Here is a 15,947-nt window from a genome sequence, read left to right on the forward strand (position 1 = left end):
CCTGCCCCGACAGCCCCTGCGGAGATGGCCCGGGGCCCGGCCCGGAGCCCGTGTGCTCCTACTGCCTGATCGACCAGCCCTGCTCCCGCAGCGCCGCGGTCAGCACGGGCGCGGAGGCCGGCTCGACCATCAGCTGCATCAGACCCGCCTGCTGTCCGGTCGCGTGCTCGATGCGGACGTCCTCGATGTTGACCCCCGCCCGGTCCGCGTCGGCGAAGATCCGGGCCAGCTGGCCCGCCTTGTCGTCGATGAGCACCGCGACGATCTCGTACGCCGCCGGGGCCGCCCCGTGCTTGCCGGGCACCCGGGTCCGGCCCGCGTTGCCGCGCCGCAGCATGTTCTCGACGCCGGCCGCGCCCTCCGACCGCTTCGCCCCGTCGGCGGACTGCAGCGCGCGCAGGGCGGCGACCGTCTCCTCCAGGTCGGATGCGACGTCGGCGAGCAGGTCGGCGACGGGGCCGGGGTTGGCGGAGAGGATGTCGATCCACATCCGCGGGTCGGACGCCGCGATCCGCGTGACGTCGCGGATGCCCTGGCCGCAGAGCCTGACGGCCGACTCGTCGGCGTTCTCCAGGCGGGCCGCGACCATGCTGGAGACCAGGTGCGGCATGTGCGAGACGAGGGCGACCGCGTGGTCGTGGGCGTCGGCGTCCATGACGACCGGCACGGCGCGGCAGAAGGCGACGAGCTCCAGGGCGAGGTTCAGCACCTCGGTGTCGGTGTCCCGGGTCGGGGTCAGCACCCAGGGCCGGCCCTCGAAGAGGTCGGCGGTGGCGGCCAGCGGGCCGCTGCGCTCCCGGCCCGACATGGGGTGCGTGCCGATGTACGTGGTCAGGTCGAGGCCGAGCGCCTCCAGCTCGCGGCGCGGGCCGCCCTTCACGCTCGCCACGTCGAGGTAGGCGCGCGCGGCGCCGCGCCGGATGACGTCGGCCAGCGTGGTGGCGACGTGCGCGGGCGGCACGGCGACGACGCAGAGGTCCACGGGGCCCTCGGGCGCCTCGTCCGTACCGGCGCCGAGCGCGGCCGCGGTACGGGCCTGCTCCGGGTCGTGGTCGGCGAGGTGGACGGCGATGCCGCGGGAGGCGAGGGCCAGGGCCGCGGACGTGCCGATCAGACCGGTGCCGATGACGAGGGCGGTTCTCACTGGGCGATGTCCTTGCGGAGTGCGGCCGCGGCGCCGAGGTACACGTGCGTGATCTCGGAGCGGGGCCGGTCGGTGTCGATGTGGGCGAGGACGCGGACGACGCGGGGCATGGCGCCCTCGACGTCCAGTTCCTGGGCGCAGATCAGCGGTACGTCGGAGAGGCCGATGCCGAGACCGCGGGCGGCGGCCGCCGGGAAGTCGGAGTGCAGGTCGGGCGTGGCCGTGAACCAGATGCTGATGAGGTCGTCCCCCGTCAGCCCGTTCCGCTCCAGGAGGGCGGTGAGCAGCGCGCTGACCTGCTCGCCCATGTGTCCGGCCTCGTCCCGCTCCAGCTGGACGGCGCCCCGGACCGCTCGTACCGCCACGTCGCTGCCCCTTCTCGTCTTGCGCGCGCCATATGTGAAGGCAAGCCTATCGGGGGTCGTGCGGACCTGGGGCGTACGGGCCGCGGACCCTGGCCGTACGCTCGCCGCATGCGCCCTCAGGACCTGGTACGCGACCACACGATCTACTCCTGCGTGATGGGCTCGCGCGCCTTCGGCCTGGCCACGGACGGCAGCGACACCGACCGCAGGGGCATCTTCCTGGCCCCCACCCCGCTGTTCTGGCGCTTCGAGAAGCCCCCGACGCATGTCGACGGGCCGGCCGACGAGCAGTTCAGCTGGGAGCTCGAGCGCTTCTGCGAGCTCGCCCTGCGCGCCAATCCGAACGTGCTGGAGTGCCTGCACTCCCCGCTCGTGGAGCACGTCACCGGCACCGGCCGCGAACTGCTCGCCCTGCGCGGAGCGTTCCTCTCCCGCCAGACCCACGAGACGTTCGCCCGCTACGCGCTGGGCCAGCGCAAGAAGCTGGACGCGGACGTCCGCACCCACGGCGCCCCGCGCTGGAAGCACGCGATGCACCTGCTGCGGCTGCTGATGTCCTGCCGCGATCTGCTGCGCACCGGCGAGCTGCGGATCGACGTCGGCGAGCAGCGCGAGCCGCTGCTCGCGGTGAAGCGCGGCGAGGTCTCCTGGCCGGAGGTCGAGTCCTGGATGAACCGCCTCGCGGCCGAGGCGGAGGCGGCGGCGGAGCACAGCCCGCTCCCGCCGGAGCCCGACCGGGAGCGGATCGCCGACTTCCTGTTCCGTACGCGCCGGGCGTCAGCCCTGAGTCCCCTGGAGCCGTACGCGGACGACGAGGTCGTGCAGGGCGTCGTACGCCGTGTGGGCACCGGGCAGGGCTGACTCCGCCTGCGCCGCGTCCAGGAGGGCGTGCAGCCGCTCCACGTCGGCGGCCACGCGCGCGTGGTCCACGTCGGCCCCGCCGTGCTCGGCCTCTGCCTTGGCGGCGATGAGCTCCGGCAGGTACGCGGGGGCTTCCGCCACCTCGCCGAGCAGCGTGGGCAGATGGGCGACCACGGCGCCGCAGCGCATCAGGTGGATGCCGGTCAGCAGCACCCTGAACGTGTAGAGCAGCGGCTTGAGCTCGCCGTTCTTCTCGAAGAGCCGCCACTGGGTCGGTCGTGCGTGACGAGGTCCATCTCGACCCCGTCCCGGTCCCACATCCTGGACCGGGTCTCGTCCGCTTCCCTCAGCCCCACCAGGTCGGTCACCGGCAGCAGGTGCACCCCGCGCAGGTCCACGTCCGAGTCGCGGGACGGGAAGCCGTACAGGTGCGCTCCCGAGACCGTCGCGAAGAGCAGCGGGTCGCGCTGCTCTTCGACGACGGAGCTCAGGTCGGCGTCGAGTCCCAGGTCCACAGTCATCCGTCAAGAGTCCCAGAGGGCTCCGAACTCCTGGAGCTCGGCCCCGTGTTCGATCCGGTCCGTCCACTCCGCCGGCCAGGCGTCCGCGCCGAGGTGGGCCCCCGCGAAGGCACCGGCCAGGCAGGCGATCGAGTCCGAGTCCCCCGACGTGCAGGCGGCCCTGCGCAGGGCGGTCACCGGGTCGTCGACGAAGAGCAGGAAGCACAGCAGGCCGGTGGCGAGCGCCTCCTCAGCGATCCAGCCCTCGCCCGTGGCGAGGCAGGGGTCGGTCTCCGGTGAGGGTGAGCGCAGCGCGGCCCTGAGCCGCTCCAGGGCGTCGAGACACTCGTCCCAGCCGCGCGCGATGAACGCCTGCGGCGTCGCGTCCCCGCCCCGCGTCCACAGCTCGCCGAGCCAGCGCTCGTGGTACGTCTCGCGGTTCTCGTACGCGTACGAGCGCAGCAGTCCGACGAGTCCGGTCGGCTCGGCGCCCTCGGCGAGCAGCCGCACGGCGCGTGCGGTGAGGTCGGAGGCGGCGAGCGCCGTCGGGTGGCCGTGGGTGAGCGCGGACTGCAGCTGGGCGGCACCGGCCCGCTGCTCGTCGCTCAGGCCGGGGGCGAGGCCGAGCGGCGCGACGCGCATGTTGGCGCCGCAGCCCTTGGAGTGCACCTGGCTGGCCTCTTCCCAGGGCTTGCCGGTCTTGAGGAGGGAGCAGGCCTTCAGGCAGGTGTTGCCGGGCGCGCGGTTGTTCTCCGGCGACTGGTACCAGTCCACGAACTCCTCGCGCAGCGGCCGCTCCAGCCGCTTCGGGCCGAGGAGCCCCCGATCCATGGCGGTGCGCAGCCCGCGGCTCAGCGCGAGCGTCATCTGGGTGTCGTCCGTGATGAACGCCGGTTTCGGCAGCTCCATCCCGCGCCAGGGCCCGCACTTGGCGAGGATCGACGGTACGTCGTTGAACTCGGCCGGGAAGCCGAGTGCGTCCCCGAGGGCGAGACCCATGAGGGATCCGGTGGCGGCGCGCTTCACGAGGACTGTCCTTCCGGAGCGGGGCGGAGCAGCGGCGGGTGCAGGGCGGTGGCGGTGCCGGCCCGGAAGAGGGCCGCGGGCTTGCCGCGTCCGCCGGTCAGCCGGGCGGCGCCGGGGACCGCCTCGACAAGCCCGGCGGTGCCGACCACCTTGCGCCGGAAGTTGGCGGGGTCGAGCTCGGCGCCCCACACGGCCTCGTAGACCTGGCGCAGCTCGCCGAGCGTGAACTCGGGTGCGCAGAAAGCCGTGGCGAGCCCGGTGTACTCCAGCTTGGCGCCGACCCGGTCGTGGGCGTCGGCGAGGATCCGGTCGTGGTCGAAGGCGAGCGGCCGGTAGCCGGCGGGGCTGTACGGCAGCCAGGCGGCGCGGGCCGCGTCACCGCCGCCGTGGACCTCGGGCGGGTCCGGCACGAGCGCGGCGAAGGCGACCGAGACGACCCGCATGCGCGGATCGCGGTCCGGGTCGCTGTAGGTGCGCACCTGCTCCAGGTGCAGCCGTCCGACATCCGCGATGCCGGTCTCCTCGGCGAGCTCCCGCCCCGCGGCCTGCTCGGCCGACTCCTCGGGCAGCACGAAGCCGCCGGGCAGGGCCCAGCGGCCCGCGTACGGCTCCTGGCCGCGCTCGACGAGCAGCACGTGCAGCGCGCCGTCCCGGACGGTGAACACCGCCAGGTCGACGGTGACGGCAAAGGGCTCGAAGGCGTACTTGTCGTATCCCTGCATGCACAACCACCCCCCTCCCTTTATGGTCTCGATGACTATAAAGAGAGGGGGGTGGTTCGGGCAAGCGATGAAGCGATCCCTACAGACCGACTTCCTGTATCTCCTACAGGTCGACTTCCTGCATCAGCATGCCGACCTCCGTGTTGGACAGCCGCCGCAGCCAGCCCGACTTCTGGTCTCCCAGGGTGATCGGCCCGAACGCCACCCGCACCAGCTTGTCGACGGGGAAGCCCGCCTCGGCGAGCATGCGCCGCACGATGTGCTTGCGGCCCTCGTGCAGGGTGACCTCGACGAGGTAGTTCTTGCCGGTCTGCTCGACGACGCGGAAGTGGTCCGCGCGGGCGTACCCGTCCTCCAGCTGGATGCCGTCCTTGAGCTGCTTGCCCAGGTCACGCGGGATCGGGCCCACGATGTGCGCGAGGTAGACCTTCTTCACGCCGTACTTGGGGTGGGTCAGGCGGTGCGCCAGCTCGCCGTGGTTGGTGAGCAGGATGACACCCTCGGTCTCGGTGTCGAGCCGCCCCACGTGGAACAGCCGCGTCTCGCGGTTGGTCACGTAGTCCCCCAGGCACTGGCGGCCCTCGGTGTCCTCCATGGTGGAGACGACACCGGCGGGCTTGTTCAGCGCGAAGAACTGGTACGACTGCGTGGCCACGGTCAGACCGTCGACCTTGATCTCGTCCTTCTCGGGGTCGACGCGCATGCCCTGCTCCAGGACGATCTCGCCGTTGACCTCGACGCGAGCCTCCTCGACCAGCTCCTCACAGGCACGGCGCGAGCCGTAGCCCGCGCGCGCGAGCACCTTCTGCAGGCGCTCACCCTCCTGCTCGGCGCCCGGGAACGTCTTGGGCGGGCTGACCTTCGGCTTGCCCGCGTACCGCTCGCGGTTGCGCTCCTCCGCCCGCGCGTCGTACTCACGGGAGGTGGCCGGAGCCCAACGGCCCCGTCCGCTGCCCTGGCCCTGCTTGGGGCCGCCCTTGGCGCCGCCGCGCGCCGAGGCGCCACGGCCCGACTTCGGACCGTTGTGCGTGCCGTCGGCACCTACGTCGTAGCGCCGCTCCTCGGGACGCGGCTTCTTCGGACGGCCGCTGCCGCCCTGCTTGTCGTCACGGTTGTTACCGGCACCCCGGTAATCGCCGCGGCCGCCGGTGCTTCCCCGGCCGCCGCTTTTGCCGCGGCCGCCGCTGTTGCCACCACGGCTCCCGCCGTTGTTTCCGCTGCTGTTCCTGCCGCTGCTGCTTCGCATCAAAGGTTCCGTCTAATCGGCTGTGTCCTGGGTGTACTCGTACCCCGGCGCATCGGGTGCGTCCGGGTCGAACGACGGAACGCCTTCCTGCGTCTCTCCTTCGATCGCGTCCGCCTCGGGGAGGAAGGGCGCGAGCTCCGGAAGCTCGTCAAGGCCACGCAGGCCCATCCGCTCCAGAAAGTAGTTCGTCGTCCTGTACAGGATCGCACCTGTTTCGGGTTCCGCGCCCGCCTCCTCCACCAGACCCCTCTGGAGGAGGGTGCGCATCACACCGTCACAGTTCACGCCGCGCACCGCGGAGACCCTGGAACGGCTGACCGGCTGGCGGTACGCGACGACGGCGAGGGTCTCCAGGGCCGCCTGGGTGAGCCGCGCCTGCTGCCCGTCGAGGACGAAGCCCTCCACGGCCGCGGCGTACTCGGGCCGGGTGTAGAACCGCCACCCGCCGGCGACGAGCCGCAGCTCGAAACCGCGCCGCTGCACGGTGTACTCGTCGGCGAGCTCCCGCAGCGCGTCGGCGACGGCGCGCCTGGGCCGTCGCAGGACCTTCGCGAGGTGCTCCTCGGTGGCCGGCTCGTCGACGACCATCAGCACGGCTTCCAGAGCGGGCCGCAGCTCCAGCTCCGCGACGTCTCCCGCCCCCGCAGGGTGCTCGCTCACGCCTTGTCCTCCATCGGTTCGGGGGCCCGGTCGAACTCGTCGGTCACGGTCGGCTCCTCGGCGCCGTCCCCGCCGGTCCACCGCACCATCAGCTCGCCCAGCGGGTCCTCCTGGTCCAGGGCGACGGCCTTCTCGCGGTAGAGCTCGAGGAGGGCGAGGAAGCGGGCGACGACCGTGAGGGTGTCCCCCGCGTCCACCACCAGCACCCGGAAACTCGTCTCCCCGTGCTCCCGGAGCCGGGCGACGACGAGCCCGGCCTGCTCCTGCACGGAGACCAGCGGAGCGTGGATGTGCTCGACGTAGACCTGTGGCTTCGCACGGGGCTGCATCGCCTTCACGGCGAGCTTGGCGAATCCTTCCGCCCCGATGCTGATGACGACCTCCGGCAGCAGCTCGGCGTGGTGCGGCTCCAGGCCCACGGTCCGCGGATAGCGCCGCGCCTCGTCGTCGAGCCGCCCGCTGAAGATGTCCGCGACCTGTTTGTACGCGCGGTACTGCAGCAGCCGCGCGAACAACAGGTCCCGTGCCTCGAGGAGCGCCAGGTCGGCCTCGTCCTCGACCTCGGCGGTGGGCAGCAGCCGCGCCGCCTTGAGGTCGAGCAGGGTGGCGGCGACGACCAGGAACTCGGTCGTCTGGTCCAGGTCCCAGTCGGCCCCCATGGCCCGGATGTGCGCCATGAACTCGTCGGTCACCTTCGACAGGGCGACCTCGGTGACGTCCAGCTTGTGCTTCGAGATCAGCTGGAGCAGCAGGTCGAAGGGCCCTTCGAAGTTCGCGAGCCGCACCTTGAACCGCCCGTCGCCGGGCTCGGCCCCGGCGGGCTCGGCGGCCTCAGCAGGCTCGGCGGGCGCGGGCTCCGGCGGCTGCTCGACGGGAGGCTGCTCGGCGGACGGCTGCTCCACGGGCTCCGCCCCCGGGCCGCGCCCCAGGGAGCGGCGCCGGGCGGCGGGCGGTGCGGATTCACTGTTCGAGGCCATGAGGCCAGAAACGCTACCCCTACCGCCCGCGCAGCCGTCGTACGAGGATGCTCGCGTCCCCGCGGGACTCCAGATCGGCGAGGACGACCGCGACGGCCTCCCGCACGATCCGCCCGCGGTCGACCGCGAGCCCGTGCTCGCCACGCAGCACGAGCCGCGCGTGTTCGAGGTCCATCAGCTCTTCGGCGGAGACGTACACGGTGATCTTCTCGTCGTGCCGCTCGCGCCCGCTGGGCCGCCGGTTGGCCGCCCTCGCCCGCCGCCGCGCCTGCGCGGTCGACGAGCCAGACTTGCCGCCGCCCTGGGCGGCCGAACCTTCCTGCGCCGAGGGTGCCGACGACGCGGCCGACGAGCGCCGTCCAGCGCCCTTCTCGGCGTCGCCCGCGGTGCGGCTGCGGGACTCGCCGGAGCCGGACTCCGCGTCGGTGGCCGCGTGTTCGGCGGGGTCACCGCCGTCGCCCTGCGCCGCCGTGTCCTCGGCCGATGCGGCCGTCTCGTCGCTCTCGCCCGCCGGGGCGGGCACCTTCGCCTCGCCGTTCGCCTGGCGGCGCGGGGACGACGACTGCAGCGCCATCCCCCCGGTCGTACGGAACAGTTCGTCGGCCCCGGGCAGACTCACTCGGCGTGACACCGGGCGAGCACCTCCCTGGCGAGCTGGCGATAGGCGGCCGCGCCGACCGAGTTGGAGGCGTACGTCGTGATCGGCTCACCGGCGACCGTGGTCTCCGGGAAGCGGACCGTGCGGCCGATGACCGTGTGGTAGACGTGGTCGTCGAAGGCCTCGACCACGCGCGCGAGCACCTCACGGCTGTGCACCGTGCGGGAGTCGTACATGGTCGCGAGGATGCCGTCGAGCTCCAGGTCGGGGTTGAGCCGCTCCTGGACCTTCTCGATGGTCTCCGTGAGGAGGGCCACACCGCGCAGCGCGAAGAACTCGCACTCGAGCGGCACTATCACCTTGTGAGCGGCCGTCAGGGCGTTCACGGTGAGCAGGCCGAGCGAGGGCTGGCAGTCGATCACGATGTAGTCGTAGTCCTGCATCAGCGGCTTCAGGGCGCGCTGGAGCGTGGACTCGCGCGCGACCTCGCTCACCAGCTGGACCTCGGCCGCGGACAGGTCGATGTTGCTGGGCAGCAGGTCCATGTTCGGGACCGCCGTCTTCAGGAGCACCTCGTCCGCGGCCATGCCGCGCTCCATGAGGAGGTTGTAGACCGTGAGGTCCAGCTCCATCGGGTTCACGCCGAGGCCGACCGAGAGGGCGCCCTGCGGGTCGAAGTCGACGAGCAGGACCCGTCGCCCGTACTCCGCGAGGGCCGCGCCCAGGTTGATGGTCGACGTCGTCTTGCCGACGCCGCCCTTCTGGTTGCACATCGCGATGATCTTGGCGGGGCCGTGGTCGGTCAGCGGGCCCGGGATCGGGAAGTACGGCAGCGGGCGTCCCGTGGGGCCGATGCGCTCGCGGCGCTGGCGGGCCGCGTCGGGCGCGAGCGTGGCCGCGTACTCCGGATCGGGCTCGTACTCGGCGTCGGGGTCGTAGAAGTGCCCCTGGGGCAGTTCCTCGTAGTCGGCGAGGTGGGTGTGGGTGTTATCGCCACTCCGGTCGCCGGCCATGGCGTTCACGTGATGGCCATCCATGCTCTGGGGTGCTGACTGTGTCGGCTGGGGGCTCTGCCGGGCTTCGAAGGTGCGGACAGCGACCGAGCCGACGGCCTCGAGCCCCACGGGACCCTGGTCCCGTGCAGACGTTCCTGGTTGACCACCCCCGGGAGCAAATGTCGACTCATTCACAAGTCGTCTTACCTCCTTGGTGACCAGGAAATTTCTCGATAGGTCAGCGTGGCACCATGCCGACGGTTGGCGACTCTATGGCGTGTCACCGGTCCACAGCAACACAATCCGCCGGACCCGGCCCGATGTGTCGGCAATGGACCACCCTTGTGTCAAGGGCGTGCGGCTCGCCATCGACGGCTTTCCGGGGTGGGCGAAACGGTTAAAGGGTTACGTTCAAGGCCAGTTGAGCGTGTCCACACTGATACGCATACGGCCGGACCCCTCTCAAGGTCCGGCCGTGGGCGTGAGATTGACGACTTTCGTTGACGAAAGCGGTCAGGTTCAGCCGAGGAGCGACTCCAGCTCGACGTGGTCGAGACCGTGGGCCTCCGCGACCTCCTTGTAAACGACCTTGCCGTCATGGGTGTTGAGACCCAGGGCGAGCGCGTGGTCGCGGCGCAGCGCCTCGACCCAGCCGTTGTTCGCCAGCGACACGATGTACGGCATCGTCGCGTTGGTCAGCGCGTACGTCGAGGTGTTCGGCACCGCGCCGGGCATGTTGGCGACGCAGTAGAAGACCGAGTTGTGGACCGGGAAGGTCGGCTCGGCGTGCGTGGTGGCGTGCGAGTCCTCGAAGCAGCCGCCCTGGTCGATCGCGATGTCGACAAGGACACTTCCCGGCTTCATGCGGGAGACGAGCTCGTTGGTGACCAGCTTCGGGGCCTTGGCGCCCGGGATGAGGACGGCACCGATGACGAGGTCGGCCTCAAGGCAGGCCTTCTCCAGCTCGAAGGCGTTGGAGACGACGGTCTGGATCTTCGTGCCGAAGATCTTGTCCGCTTCCTTGAGCTTGTTGATGTCCTTGTCGAGCAGGGTCACGTGGAAGCCCATGCCGATGGCGATCTGCGCGGCGTTCCAGCCGGAGACGCCGCCGCCGATGACGACGGCCTTGCCCGCGGCCACGCCCGGGACGCCGCCCGGCAGGACGCCGCGGCCGCCGTTGGCGGCCATCAGGTGGTAGGCGCCGACCTGCGGGGCGAGCCGGCCCGCGACCTCGGACATCGGGGCGAGGAGCGGGAGCGCGCGGTTCGCGGTCTCGACCGTCTCGTACGCGATGGCGGTGGTGCCCGACTCCAGGAGCGCGTCCGTGCACTCCTTGGACGCGGCCAGGTGCAGGTAGGTGAAGAGGGTCTGGTCCTTGCGGAGGCGGTGGTACTCCTCCGCGATGGGCTCCTTGACCTTGAGGAGCAGGTCCGCGGTGGCCCAGACCTCGTCGGCGGTGTCCAGGATCGTGGCGCCCGCCGAGACGTACTCGGCGTCCGTGATCGAGGAGCCGACGCCGGCGTTCCGCTCGATGACGACCTGGTGGCCGTGGCGCACCAGCTCGTGCACACCGGCGGGGGTGATGGCCACCCGGAACTCGTTGTTCTTGACCTCGCGGGGGATGCCGACCTTCATCGTCGATCACGGTCCTTGGCTCAGGGGATTTTTCGGGCAATGCAACGCATACCGATGCGCGTGGGGGCGCAGCGGGAGACACCGCAGAGGTACGCGGCGGAGCCAGTCTAATGAAGGATTTCGCGCTGTCTAGCCTTTCAATACTTCAATCTTCCGCAGATGCACTACGGATTTCGCAGGCGGAAGGCTCCGCTCCACCATTTGTTTCAAGCCTCGGCCCCCTCAGAGAGCTCACTTCCCAGCATGCGCTCGGCCGCGGCCCGGTGCAGCCGGGCGGCCGCGGGGTCCCCGAGCCGCTCCAGGGTGTCGGCGAGGCGGAGCTGCAGGGCGGCCTGCAGCCGGACGTCCTTGGCGTGCCGCGCCAGCTCGACCGCTTCCTGGCAGGTGCGCAAGGACTCCTCGGGCCGTCCCGCGTACTCCTGCACCCGGGCCAGCTCGCTCAACGCCCTTGCCTGGGCGGCCACATCGCCGTTCTTCCGGTGGCCGGTGACCGCCGAACTCCAGTTGCGCAGCGCCTCGCCGTAGCGCCCCGCGTAGGTGTGCACCGCGGCGATCCGGCCGTACAGCCGGGCGGCGTCCGCGCGCTCGCCGCGGGCCAGGCGCTGGGCCAGTGCGCGGCCGTACCAGTCGGAGGCCCGCGGCCAGTCCCCCAGCTCCTGGTAGGCGCCGCCTACGGATTCCATCGCGCGCCCGGTCGCGTACGGATCGTTCGCCGCGCGTCCCGCGTCCAGCGCCGCGCGGTAGCGGACCAGCGCGTCCCGGGTCCGCCCCGTCCACGCGTCGAGATCCGCGAGGTTCAGCAGCGCCGCCGCCTGCTCGCGCGGCAGGTTCCGCCGCTCGGCCACGTCCAGGACGAGGCGGTGGATGCCGTACAGCTCGGGGGCCGCGTCCTCGGTGCCGCGGTGCGCGACCAGCGCCCTGACGAGAGCCGCCATCAGGCGCCGCGCGAGGGTGTCGAGCTCGCCGTCGGCCACCGCGAGCCGGGCGGAGGCGAGCAGCGCGGGCTGGCGGACGCGCAGCCACTCGGCGGCGGCGTGCGGGCTGGGGAAGCGCAGTGCGCGCGGCAGTCCCGCGAGCTTCTTGCGGGCGGCGGAGGCGTCCGGCTCCGTGACGGCCCGGCAGGACTGGAGCAGGCGCACGGTCCGCTCCAGCATCCGTGCCCTGGCCAGCTGGATCTCGGCGGGGCGGTCCTGGCTTCCGGTGCGGGCCCGCAGCAGCGGGACCAGGCAGCCGGGCACCTCGTACTGCCGGAGCGGGGAGTCCACGGCCCGTACGAGCCCGAGCGCCACGAAGTCGTCGAGCGTGGTCCCGGCCGCGGAGACCGAGCAGCCGGCGAGCGCGGAGGCGGTGTGCGCGTCGACGTCGCCGGCCGGGGCGAGGGAGAGGAAGCGCAGTATCCGCGCGGCGGCCGAGGGCAGCGAGGCGTAGGTGTGAGCGAAGACACGCGCGAGGGCCGAGCCCTCGTCGGGCATGTCGTGCACCCGCTTGGCGAGGTCGGCGACGGCCGCCTTGGGCCGCGCGGCGAGCCAGCCGCCGGCGAGGACGAGCGCCGCCGGATGTGCCGCGCACGCCTCGACGAGGGATTCCGCGGAGCGCGGGTCGACGGTGATGCGGACGGGCCCGGCGGCGCGGGCGAGGAGCTCGACGGCGGCCGCCTTGTCGAGGCCGCCGAGGGTGCACGGCCGGACGTCGGGGATGCCGGTGAGCGGTCCCTCGGAGACCGCGACGACCAGGCAGTCGGGTGTCTCCGGAAGCAGCGGGTCGACCTGTTCGGCGTCGGCGGCGTCGTCGAGGAGCAGCAGCGCCCTGCGGCCGGACAGTGCCTTCCGGAGGATGTCGGTGAGGTCGTCCTCGGCCGCCCCGGGGGGTGCAGGCACGCGCAGGGCGTCGAGGAGTTCGCGGGCGGTGCGCTCCGTGGGCACCCGGCTGCCGTCGGGCTCGGTGAGGCGGGCGCGCAGCACCCCGTCGGGGTAGTCGCCGGCGACCTGCCGGGCGAGTTCCTCGGCGAGCGAGGTGCGGCCAGAGCCGGGGCGGCCCGCGATCAGCAGCACGCGCGCGCGAGGGGCCTTGCGGCCGGAGAGGGTGTCGAGGCCCGCCCGGTCGATGTCGGCGCGGAGTTCCTTCAGTTCCCGGCGTCTGCCGACGAACTGACTCCTCGTCGGCTCCACCGGGGCACTCGCGGGCGGCGGCACCGCGCCGCCCGCGACACCGTCCGTGTCGACCGCCTGATCCGTCACGGGCCACGCTCCCGTCCGCCTGCGCACGAGCCCGCCGGGACTCCGGGCGGGACGCTTTCAGAGCCTAGTTCAGGCCCCGCGTCGCTCCCGGTCGCGCAGCACGCACAAGTCACCCGATCGGATCTACAGATCGTCACATCGGAAGCCCCGGACGGCCCTGGGCCTTCCGGAGGGGCTACGCCTCGAAGGGGCGGGCCGGCCACGGCGCCTCGGCCGGGCGCAGCGCGTCGAGGCCGTCGCCGTTGAGGGCCGCGTGCAGCGAGAGGGCGCCCACGACCAGGCAGTTGTTGTGCAGCTCGCCGGCGAGCACACCGCGCACCAGCTCCTCGAGGGGGATCCGGGCGAGCTCCATGTCGGCCTCCTCCTCGGAGACCTCGAAGCGCTCGCCCTCGGCCTCGGAGAGCTCGCGGGCGAGGAAGATCCGCACGGCCTCGTCGCAGCCGCCGGGGGTGGTGTAGACGTCGGTGAGGACGCGCCAGTCCTCGGCCTTGACGTGCGCCTCTTCGTACAGCTCGCGCTGGGCGGCGTGCAGCGGGTTCTCGCCGGGGACGTCGAGGAGGCCCGCGGGGATCTCCCAGAGCTTCTGGCGGACCGGGTGGCGGTACTGGCGGATGACCAGGACGCGGCCCTCGCCGTCGAGCGCGAGGACGGCCACCGAGCCGGGGTGGACCTGGTAGTCGCGGCGGACGACGGTGCCGTCGGGCATGACCACGTCGTCGGTGCGCACGGAGGTCTTGTTTCCGACGAAGGGGGTCTCCGTCGCCGTGACCTGCCACTCCTCGGCGGTGTCCTTGATCGTCATGTCGCCCTGTCCTCCCACGTGCAAAAGAAAAAACCGGAGTGTGCGCCTCGTGAGACGCACACCCCGGCAACCGTATCGCTCCGGTGTTACTTGCCCGACTTGCCGCCGGACTTCTGCTCGCGCTGCTGGCGCTCGACGGCGGCCTTCACCAGGCCGGCGAAGAGCGGGTGCGGACGCGTCGGACGCGAGCGCAGCTCCGGGTGCGCCTGGGTGGCGACCAGGTAGGGGTGCACCTCGCGGGGGTACTCGACGTACTCGACGAGCTTGCCGTCCGGGGAGGTGCCGGAGAACTGGATGCCCGCCTTCTTCTCCAGGTCGGCGCGGTAGGAGTTGTTCACCTCGTAGCGGTGGCGGTGGCGCTCCTCCACGTACTCCTTGCCGTCGTACACCTCGCGCGCGATGGAGCCCTCGGCCAGCTTGGCCGGGTACATGCCGAGGCGCATCGTGCCGCCCATGTCGCCCTCACCGGCGACGATGTCGAGCTGCTCCGCCATGGTGGAGATCACCGGGTGGGCGGTGGCGGCGTCGAACTCCGTGGAGTTGGCGTCCGGGATGTCGGCGAGGTTGCGGGCCGCCTCGATGACGATGCACTGCAGGCCGAGGCAGATGCCGAGCAGCGGCACCTTGTTCTCGCGGGCGTACCGGATGGCGCTGACCTTGCCGTCGACGCCGCGCTCGCCGAAGCCGCCGGGGATCAGGATCGCGTCGACGTCGCCGAGCTGCTTCTTGGCGCCCGCCGGGGTCTTGCAGTCGTCGGAGGTGACCCACTTGACCTTGACGCGGGCCTTGTTGGCGAAGCCGCCGGCGCGCATGGCCTCGGTGATCGAGAGGTAGGCGTCGGGCAGGTCGATGTACTTGCCGACCAGGGCGACGGTGACCTCGTGGTTCGGGTTGTGCACCCGGTCCAGGAGGTCGTCCCACTGGGTCCAGTCGACGTCGCGGAACGGCAGGTCGAGCTTGCGCACGACGTACGCGTCGAGGCCCTCGGTGTGGAGCACCTTCGGGATGTCGTAGATCGACTTGGCGTCGATGGCGGCGACCACGGCGGCCTCGTCGACGTCGCACATCAGCGAGATCTTGCGCTTGATCGCGGTGGGCACCTCGCGGTCGGCTCGCAGCACGATCGCGTCCGGCTGGATACCGATGTTGCGCAGGGCGGCCACCGAGTGCTGGGTCGGCTTGGTCTTCAGCTCGCCGGAGGGGCCGATGTAGGGCAGCAGCGAGATGTGCACGACGAAGACGTTGTCCCGGCCGACCTCGTGGCGGACCTGGCGGACGGTCTCCAGGAACGGCAGCGACTCGATGTCGCCGACCGTGCCGCCGACCTCGGTGATGACGACGTCGACGTCGTCGGTCGCCATGCGGCGGATGCGGTGCTTGATCTCGTTGGTGATGTGCGGGATGACCTGCACGGTGTCGCCGAGGTACTCGCCGCGTCGCTCCTTGGCGATCACCTGGGAGTAGACCTGGCCGGTGGTCACGTTCGCCGAGCCGTCGAGGTCGACGTCGAGGAAGCGCTCGTAGTGACCGATGTCGAGGTCGGTCTCCGCGCCGTCGTTGGTGACGAACACCTCACCGTGCTGGAAGGGGTTCATCGTGCCGGGGTCCACGTTCAGATACGGGTCGAGCTTCTGCATCGTGACGCGCAAGCCCCTAGCCTTGAGCAGCGCGCCGAGACTGGACGCCGTCAGACCCTTACCGAGCGAGGAGGCGACACCCCCGGTGACGAAGATGTGCTTGGTCGTCGTGGCTGTGCTGTTTCGGAAAGCAGCGGGCTGCATGGCCAAGAGGGGGCTCCCGTGGTCGCGGTCTGGAGGTGCGTACCGACGTCCTCACCAGGGATTCGGGGAGGCGCCGTCGCTGCGGTTCGGGGGTTCTATGACCACCGGCTCACGGGCTACCAGGGTATCAGCGACGGAACGAGGCTGCTTCCGGCCACGCTCCGCCACCAGGCGCACACAACTTGCTCACCGGACCCGCACGCCCCTACTTTTTCCCGCCCGCACCCGCTCTCACCTGGCGCTCACCCGTTCGGCGCAGCATCGTTGCCGGGAGGGGCGCGCGGATCACCAGGGTGCGTCGTATCCTGCTCAAACACTCGCTGCCGAGCCCCTCCGGCACACGGCATCATCCCGCCTTGCACCCGGAACAAGCGCTCGGCAACGATCACTTGACCCCT

13 protein-coding genes and 2 pseudogenes are annotated in these 15,947 nt (G+C 71.6%); 1 reads left to right on the forward strand and 14 read right to left on the reverse strand.

Features of this window, described 5'->3' with window-relative positions:
• Positions 1–58: 58 nt before the first annotated feature.
• Together ACH4D5_RS33650 and aroH are read right to left on the reverse strand one after the other, a co-directional pair.
• Positions 59–1,144: a prephenate dehydrogenase gene (locus tag ACH4D5_RS33650; RefSeq protein WP_398310164.1), complete on the reverse strand. Its 1,086-nt coding sequence runs from the start codon at positions 1,142–1,144 to the stop codon at positions 59–61.
• Positions 1,141–1,509, reverse strand: coding sequence for a chorismate mutase (gene aroH, locus ACH4D5_RS33655; RefSeq protein WP_398310167.1), 369 nt, complete (start codon positions 1,507–1,509; stop codon positions 1,141–1,143). Before aroH ends, ACH4D5_RS33650 begins: the two co-directional genes overlap by 4 nt.
• Positions 1,510–1,617: 108 nt before the next feature.
• Here aroH and ACH4D5_RS33660 point away from each other — a divergent pair, with 108 nt between their 5' ends.
• Positions 1,618–2,370, forward strand: a complete 753-nt coding sequence (locus ACH4D5_RS33660; RefSeq protein ID WP_398310170.1) for a DNA polymerase beta superfamily protein — start codon at positions 1,618–1,620, stop codon at positions 2,368–2,370.
• Here ACH4D5_RS33660 and ACH4D5_RS33665 read toward each other — a convergent pair.
• From ACH4D5_RS33665 to ACH4D5_RS33720, 12 genes and pseudogenes are all read right to left on the reverse strand, one after another.
• Positions 2,287–2,891, reverse strand: a pseudogene (locus tag ACH4D5_RS33665) (DNA polymerase beta superfamily protein). The gene ACH4D5_RS33660 and the pseudogene ACH4D5_RS33665 overlap by 84 nt on opposite strands.
• A gap of 3 nt (positions 2,892–2,894) precedes the next feature.
• Entirely contained in the window at positions 2,895–3,869 is a 975-nt protein-coding gene (locus ACH4D5_RS33670) for an ADP-ribosylglycohydrolase family protein (RefSeq protein WP_398310276.1), read from the reverse strand.
• A 23-nt stretch (positions 3,870–3,892) separates the two neighbouring features.
• Positions 3,893–4,618 (reverse strand): NUDIX hydrolase, encoded by a 726-nt coding sequence (locus tag ACH4D5_RS33675; protein ID WP_398310173.1) that lies wholly within the window; start codon positions 4,616–4,618, stop codon positions 3,893–3,895.
• A 103-nt stretch (positions 4,619–4,721) separates the two neighbouring features.
• Positions 4,722–5,864: a pseudouridine synthase gene (locus tag ACH4D5_RS33680; protein ID WP_398310176.1), complete on the reverse strand. Its 1,143-nt coding sequence runs from the start codon at positions 5,862–5,864 to the stop codon at positions 4,722–4,724.
• 12 nt (positions 5,865–5,876) lie between these two features.
• Positions 5,877–6,524, reverse strand: a complete 648-nt coding sequence (gene scpB / locus ACH4D5_RS33685) for an SMC-Scp complex subunit ScpB (protein WP_398310179.1) — start codon at positions 6,522–6,524, stop codon at positions 5,877–5,879.
• Positions 6,521–7,501, reverse strand: a complete 981-nt coding sequence (locus ACH4D5_RS33690) for a segregation and condensation protein A (protein ID WP_398310182.1) — start codon at positions 7,499–7,501, stop codon at positions 6,521–6,523. The genes scpB and ACH4D5_RS33690 overlap by 4 nt, the downstream gene beginning before the upstream one ends.
• 19 nt (positions 7,502–7,520) lie before the next feature.
• Positions 7,521–8,132 (reverse strand): hypothetical protein, encoded by a 612-nt coding sequence (locus ACH4D5_RS33695; RefSeq protein WP_398310185.1) that lies wholly within the window; start codon positions 8,130–8,132, stop codon positions 7,521–7,523.
• A complete protein-coding gene (locus tag ACH4D5_RS33700; RefSeq protein WP_398310188.1) occupies positions 8,117–9,289 on the reverse strand; it encodes a ParA family protein in 1,173 nt (390 codons plus the stop codon). Before ACH4D5_RS33700 ends, ACH4D5_RS33695 begins: the two co-directional genes overlap by 16 nt.
• Before the next feature lie 324 nt (positions 9,290–9,613).
• Positions 9,614–10,729, reverse strand: a complete 1,116-nt coding sequence (gene ald, locus ACH4D5_RS33705; RefSeq protein WP_362991203.1) for an alanine dehydrogenase — start codon at positions 10,727–10,729, stop codon at positions 9,614–9,616.
• Positions 10,730–10,874: 145 nt separating this feature from the next.
• Positions 10,875–12,966 (reverse strand): annotated as a pseudogene (locus ACH4D5_RS33710) (tetratricopeptide repeat protein).
• A 175-nt stretch (positions 12,967–13,141) separates the two neighbouring features.
• Positions 13,142–13,768, reverse strand: a complete 627-nt coding sequence (locus ACH4D5_RS33715; protein ID WP_398310191.1) for an NUDIX domain-containing protein — start codon at positions 13,766–13,768, stop codon at positions 13,142–13,144.
• Between the two features lie 86 nt (positions 13,769–13,854).
• Positions 13,855–15,549, reverse strand: a complete 1,695-nt coding sequence (locus ACH4D5_RS33720; RefSeq protein ID WP_398310194.1) for a CTP synthase — start codon at positions 15,547–15,549, stop codon at positions 13,855–13,857.
• Positions 15,550–15,947: the final 398 nt, after the last annotated feature.

This window comes from Streptomyces sp. NPDC018029, assembly GCF_044327655.1.
Lineage (GTDB): Bacteria > Actinomycetota > Actinomycetes > Streptomycetales > Streptomycetaceae > Streptomyces.